The 6,164-nt window shown below is 41.9% G+C and carries 8 protein-coding genes; 3 read left to right on the top strand and 5 right to left on the bottom strand.

Annotation, left to right across the window (positions count from 1 at the left end; genetic code table 11):
- Positions 1–480 precede the first annotated feature (480 nt).
- Positions 481–1,614, top strand: coding sequence for a PD-(D/E)XK nuclease family protein (locus ABDZ72_RS00040; protein WP_343750345.1), 1,134 nt, complete (start codon positions 481–483; stop codon positions 1,612–1,614).
- A gap of 76 nt (positions 1,615–1,690) precedes the next feature.
- On the opposite strand, the gene ABDZ72_RS00035 is transcribed toward ABDZ72_RS00040, so the two are convergent.
- From ABDZ72_RS00035 to ABDZ72_RS00025, 3 genes are read right to left on the bottom strand one after another with little or no spacing between them, the layout of a single operon-like run.
- The gene (locus ABDZ72_RS00035) at positions 1,691–2,143 is read right to left on the bottom strand and encodes a VanZ family protein (protein WP_343750344.1); all 453 of its coding nucleotides are present in this window, start codon (positions 2,141–2,143) and stop codon (positions 1,691–1,693) included.
- Between the two features lie 41 nt (positions 2,144–2,184).
- On the bottom strand, positions 2,185–2,316 hold the full coding sequence (locus ABDZ72_RS00030; RefSeq protein ID WP_343750347.1) for a hypothetical protein: 132 nt from the start codon (positions 2,314–2,316) through the stop codon (positions 2,185–2,187).
- On the bottom strand, positions 2,264–2,404 hold the full coding sequence (locus ABDZ72_RS00025) for an SDR family NAD(P)-dependent oxidoreductase (RefSeq protein ID WP_343750342.1): 141 nt from the start codon (positions 2,402–2,404) through the stop codon (positions 2,264–2,266). Before ABDZ72_RS00025 ends, ABDZ72_RS00030 begins: the two co-directional genes overlap by 53 nt.
- 348 nt (positions 2,405–2,752) lie before the next feature.
- Here ABDZ72_RS00025 and ABDZ72_RS00020 point away from each other — a divergent pair, with 348 nt between their 5' ends.
- Both ABDZ72_RS00020 and ABDZ72_RS00015 read left to right on the top strand, forming a co-directional pair.
- Positions 2,753–3,073 carry a transposase gene (locus ABDZ72_RS00020; RefSeq protein WP_343750341.1) on the top strand — a complete coding sequence of 107 codons (321 nt, stop codon included), beginning with the start codon at positions 2,753–2,755 and terminating at the stop codon, positions 3,071–3,073.
- Positions 3,070–3,909 (top strand): IS3 family transposase, encoded by an 840-nt coding sequence (locus ABDZ72_RS00015; RefSeq protein WP_343750340.1) that lies wholly within the window; start codon positions 3,070–3,072, stop codon positions 3,907–3,909. The genes ABDZ72_RS00020 and ABDZ72_RS00015 overlap by 4 nt, the downstream gene beginning before the upstream one ends.
- 206 nt (positions 3,910–4,115) lie before the next feature.
- On the opposite strand, the gene darG is transcribed toward ABDZ72_RS00015, so the two are convergent.
- Together darG and darT are read right to left on the bottom strand one after the other, a co-directional pair.
- Positions 4,116–5,150, bottom strand: a complete 1,035-nt coding sequence (gene darG / locus ABDZ72_RS00010) for a type II toxin-antitoxin system antitoxin DNA ADP-ribosyl glycohydrolase DarG (RefSeq protein WP_343750338.1) — start codon at positions 5,148–5,150, stop codon at positions 4,116–4,118.
- 16 nt (positions 5,151–5,166) lie between these two features.
- Positions 5,167–5,787 (bottom strand): type II toxin-antitoxin system toxin DNA ADP-ribosyl transferase DarT, encoded by a 621-nt coding sequence (darT, locus tag ABDZ72_RS00005; protein ID WP_343750337.1) that lies wholly within the window; start codon positions 5,785–5,787, stop codon positions 5,167–5,169.
- Positions 5,788–6,164 lie beyond the last annotated feature (377 nt).

Genomic DNA, 6,164 nt, shown 5'->3' with positions numbered 1-6,164 from the left:
GCTAACTCTTACTCGGCGGGCATCCCACCCACTATATGTTACGACCTAAGCCCGGTCGCTCTGCCAGGCACTTTAACAATTCGCAATTTTCTCGGTGCCTGGCACTTGTGTTTACTCAAATCAAGTCACTCCAAAGCCATACTGGAGCTCCTCGCTTCTGAAAATCACTCAACTAACGACAACAGTTAGTTGAGTATAAATGATATAAGCAATTTGATTAGAAATACTAGCACCCAACGACACATTGAAGAACAGCTGCTTTCATATTTTTCAACATTACTCCCAGTTAGTTGAGTACATCATTACTGTCACATGGGACTAACAGATGAACACCAACGAGTTGTAAATTTGGCAGGATTTTGCCATGTCATGTCGAAATCGTTAAGTGGTAAGCAGTTCTTGCAATTCTTGAAGATAATCAAAGGAATAAGACAGAAATATCTATCATGATAAGCTGAGGGGGGATCTATAATAAAACAAATGGAAAACTTAGAGCAGCAGGTGGAAGACATAGAGCCTGCACTGCCAGAAATGACCTTCTTAAGCAGTCTGGGGCAAACCTATAATGAAAATCTAATCAGTGACTATCTAGCGTGTCTGCTGGATCCTTATCGGAATGGAAACGGCTGGGAGCCTTTGGAAAGGGTATTTCGAGCTGTCACTTGTGCTGAGATGCCGGACACCCAACATGTGACGATCACGCGGGAATATGGATTACAGGAAGACCGGCGACTGGATATTCTCTTAAGGATGGATGATTGTATCCTGGCGATTGAAAATAAAGTCCAGAGTCATGAATCGTTTAAACAAACTGAGCTCTACTGTCAGGATTTACACCAGCTATTTCGTTACGCGCAGGTTTCGTATTATTTTGCGTTTCTGACTCCTTCTGGTGACAAGGCCGGATGCTCTGCGTTTCAGCCATTGAGCTACCAAAAGCTGATAGATAAGTTGAAACAGGTGGACGTCACGCAAGCGGATATGCGGTCACGGATGCTGTATTTTGATTTTATTGACCATGTGGAGGGCTATATTGTGTCGGAAAAGAAAAAGCAGCAGGAAATGAGTGACATCTACCTGCAGCATTTTGAAACCATTGATGAACTTGAGGCTAAATATACGAAACACTTGGGAAATATTCTGAACCGGCTGGAAGCAAGTCTGCAGACATACTGGCCTAATGATAAGTGGCGTTATAACTTCTCCAGCGGCCGCCATTATCAGCAAATCAGATATAACAAATGGCCAGGCAATCCAGACATTCATATTGAATTCCATTTGCATAGGGAATGGTTAAAAGAGAACAAGATTCCAGTATTCATCGATATTGAAGGCCAAGGTGCACCTGCCATGCGTGAGCGTTGCCGGAGTATGCTTGAGAAACGTGAAGACAAACTGCTAACAGATTGCATGAAATGGCGGGACTTGGACCGCAATCTTGCTTTGCTTAAAAAAGAGTATCGACTGGAGAAAAATATTATGATTAAAGAACAAGAGGTAGCTGAAGAATTTGCAGGAATAGTATGGTCAGATTTTAAAGATGTTGTTTCAGCGGTTTTCGAGACAGCGATGAAGGAAGCACCTGCAGAATCCAGCCCTCTGCGAAATAATTAGTTGTAATATTGGGATTAGTCCCCCGCCTGTTTTGAATTTCCGTCCTAATGGGGACAGTCCCCGAATTTCACAGGATTCACGAAGCACGGGACCGTCGTGAAGTCTTCCTGATTCGGACGGCTAGCAGGTATATTACCAACCCAACACTTGCCCCAGCAGTATCAATCAGTACATCACTAACTTGAGGCCCTCTGCCAGCAACAAATAGCTGATGGATTTCATCGGATGTGGCATATAACACACAAATCGCAAGTGCCAAGGTGATGCTTGACCGTCCGTTTCGCCTCAAGGCATTAAATACAAGCACGGCAAGGATGAAATAAATAAAAAAATGCGCATTCTTTCTAACAATATGATTGAAGCTTGCCAAGTCAATATTTACATTGGAAGTGGTACCTTCCACTGTTTCAGCAATATGCGCCGCTACGCCTGTACTTATTTCGTCTGATACAACTTCTGGCTGATTTGATAAATAAAATATTAATGCCATCCAGAGAATCACAAGTGTCCACGAAATATTTTTATACATAAACAAATTTCCTTTTATTTAACGTTATAACACCCTACATATCAGTCCGCGAACTTCTGCAGACCCTCTTCAATCGGTGTCTCCGGCTTAAATCCGACAGCTTCCCGCAGTAAATCGGAGCTATGGGGACAGTCCCCGAATTTTTGCAGCTGCTTTTTGACCTGCTTCTTCATTTATATCTCCAATCATCACTGTCGCGCCTGCTTGGGCTAATGTTTCAGCAATACCCTTTCCAATTCCATTAGCTCCCCCGGTTACCATTGCAATTCTGGCTCGTTAAATCAAACATAATATCCCCTTTCTGACACGATAGGTCTCAAAAATTTTTAAATACTCCTACAATATTTATTCCCTATGGAATCAAAGAGAAAACATTTGAATATTACGTGTGAACTTGAACGAGTCTTCCACATAGACGATTTTCGGCAACTGCCGAAAATCAACCTTTGGAATCTTGTCCCTATATTTTAAAACGAGGTGCTGGTGCCTGACACCATGACTTCGACACCATTCGACAAAACCCGGGAAGTGACAGTAGTCCGTACCCCTTATACTGGACACAGAAATAATTCGACATTTACGCTGCAAGTATGAGGGGGAGATTTTAGCATGTCTGAATCACAAAAGAAACATCGCTACAGTAAGGAAACAAAATTAGAAGCGATTCGACGTGTCCTGGAAAACAACGAAGCTGTCCAGTCTGTCGTGGATGACCTTGGTATTCGTCATCGGGATAATATCTATGAATGGATCAAGAAATATCAAAAAAATGGTGAAGCTGCCTTTGACCGGTCTTTAGGACGTCCGAAGAAGGGTGAGACTTCTTCCACCACAGAGGAAAAGGTCGATCGCCTCCAAATAGAAGTTGATGCGTTAAAAAAGTATTTAGAAATATCACGCCAAAAGGAGGCGAAACAAAATTTCAAGTGATCGATCAGCTTCGAAGTGAAGCCTATCCTATCAATGCTTTATGCGAGGCATTGGGCGTTTCCCGAAGTGGTTATTATGCTTATCTCAAACGCTCCAACAAGGATGCCAATGCAGAAGAGCTTATTTCTTATATTTATCACCAATATAAAGGTGTTCTGGGCGTACGGGGGATCGAATCAAGGCTTCGCCAGGATTATTGCTGGGATATAAATCATAAAAAGGTACACCGGATCATGAAAAAGCTTGGCTTAACGGCGGTTATTCGCAGGAAAAACCACAAGAAGAAATATCATCAATCACCTACAGGAAGGGTTTACCATAATCTGCTGAACCGGGATTTTGAAGCCCGTAAACCCTTTGAGAAACTGGTGACAGATATCACGGAGTTTAAGGCAGGCAATCAAACGATTTATCTATCGGTCATCATGGACCTGTTTAATAACGAGATTATCGCCCATCAAGCAAGTCAGGAACACGATATTAAACTGGTCGAAAATACGATGAAGAAGGCATTTAAAAAGAAAGGAACGCATACTGATACCATCTTACACAGCGATCAAGGTATGCAGTATCGTTCCAACAGATACCATCAACTAACTAAAACATATAACCTAACACCAAGCATGTCAAGAAAAGGCACATGCCTGGATAACGCATGTGCAGAGGGTTTCTTTTCACATTTTAAATCCGAAGCCTTTATTCTATTTCCGTTCCAGTCCGTTCAGAGCGCTTATAGATCCATTTCCAAGTACATTGCTTATTATAATAAGCAACGCTATCAAAAAAGACTGCACAGGCTGTCTCCCAGTCAATATCTTCAATGGATGGCAGCCTAAAAGCACAAAGCAGATTATCGCATGAAGATTGCCGTTTAAGGTCAATCTGTCGAACACTTTCTTGTCCGAAAAATTGGGTATTGACCACAGGCACTATCCAAAAAAGCGCGGGGACGGTTCCCCTGCTTCCAAGAGGGCTTTGTTGGTAAAAGGGAAGCATGAGAACCGTCCCCATGCTTTCCGCCCATGCTTTGAGTTTCACATAGCTAGGAAGCCATGTTCATTTCATTAACCAAATAGTCTCTCACTTGTTCTATATCCTTGGATGAGAAAATCCTTTTCTTTCGAGGATTCCACGCTTGAACAGACTCAACAACAAAGTCACTGTCTTTTACTTTATCTGGATTCTCTTTAAGAATCCAATCAACCGTCGACAATAGCTCTAAATCGTAAGGTGTTTCAAAACCAAACATTAAATCAGACACTTGATGCAAATAGTCCTTTGCTTCGGCATGCTCATCAAGAAATTGTTTGGCTTCTTCTACCGCTTCATCAAACAGGTATATTTCCGCACCGCTCGTACGATCGCCATAGCCTCGAATAAAGTGACTTTCCATCCTTTGAAGAACATGGTTAAGTCCTTCCGAATATGGGCCATACAAATGTTTTTCGAACGTCATTTTAGGCAGAGCTCCTACTTCATGTAAGAGGTAAGCAATCTTTTGCACCTCCAGAAGAGACATGCGATATCCCAGACCAGCATACTGCTCCATCGCACCAAGCAGCAAAGCCCTTCCCATCGTCATCTCAGGACGACGCGTTCGTACAATCATTTGATCTAACGGTGGTGCTCCTGCGGGTTCGTATAAATGAACATCAATCGAAAACGGTTCAAATGCTTCAATAATAAGGGGACGGACAACTGACCAATCCAGTCCTCCATTCCCGCATCCAAGCGGCGGCATGGCAATCGAATTGACATTTAATCGTTGAATAACTTGAACCAGATCTTTGAGCCCTGTTTTAATATCTGAAAGCTTTGATGGGCTGCTCCAATGTTTTTTAGTAGGGAAATGAATAATATATTTAGGATTGATTAGCCCTTCAACGGGGACAACATGCATTTTTCCTATTTGTACTTGGCCAGCTTTACAATCCTTTGCATACTGCTTAAAAACATCTGGGAAAGCTTGCTTAAACTGCAAGGCAATACCTTTACCCATGACGCCGACTGTATTGACAGTATTCACAAAAACGTCTGCAGTATCTTCTAATAAATTCCCCTTCATGGCATAAATCATGAAAATCACCTCCTGACTAAAAATAAAATCCAGGGCGAACGCCAACTGGTAAGTCTACATCCACATCTGTTAGCATTTGTTCAACTTTTTCTTTCGTTTCTTTATCATATACAGCAAAACCCAGACAAGCTGATAGTGGAACATGACAATACACAAGAAATTCTGCTTGCCTTCTAGCTTTTCGACTCATATCCTCATTGGTATCGTTCCAGTAAGCCGACTTCATGACATCCCAGTCTATCTTATCTAAATTAGATAAATCTGTATAAACATTAGATAACCGCCTAATCGCATGAGCATCTGTAAAGACAAAAGGCAACTCATTATCAACGATGGTTTGAATATTAGTCATGAAGTAAATCATATCGTTTTGATTTACATTTGGTTTATACAACAAGGAATACAGCATCGGTGATCGTGATTCAAAATAAAATGGGATATAGTCATGCAGGCTACCACCCATACCACCTGAAATTTTTGTTTTTTTCCGACGGGATTGAACATCCAGATTCGCAACATCCTCATAGGGTAATTCATGCTGCTGAATGATTAAATGCGACTGTAATCTCCCTTGTTCTAGGATAGAGGGTAAGTTAGCAACATGTGTTATATGATATAGTAAGGGATTATTCTCCATGGTTGCACCCCCATCTTGAACCTACCTATATTAATTTTACCATAATGTTTCATAAACATGCACCGGAATGACTTACCTTGCATTTAAACTCTCAAAACAATGGCAGTCATGGGCATCATCATCTTATATAAAATAAAAGCGCGGGGACGGTTCCCGCGCTTCCGAGAGGGCTTTGCAAAGTCAACTGATAAATTTGAGCTCAAACCCCAAGCTCACATAAACGGGCGAATTGTATCTTGGTAAAAGGGAAACATGAGAACCGTCCCCTTGCTTTCCTGAATCTCGGGTACAAGTGCCTGGCACCGACACAATTCTGAATTGTTTATGGTCAAGTAGGAGTGAACCTCTCAGCCTAACGGCTGATTGTGTATCACTCC

Origin of the sequence: Lentibacillus halophilus, assembly GCF_039522485.1 — a bacterium.
GTDB lineage: Bacteria > Bacillota > Bacilli > Bacillales > Amphibacillaceae > Lentibacillus > Lentibacillus halophilus.
The sequence above is the reverse complement of the archived record's forward strand: the minus strand, read 5'-3'. Positions and strand labels throughout refer to the sequence as shown.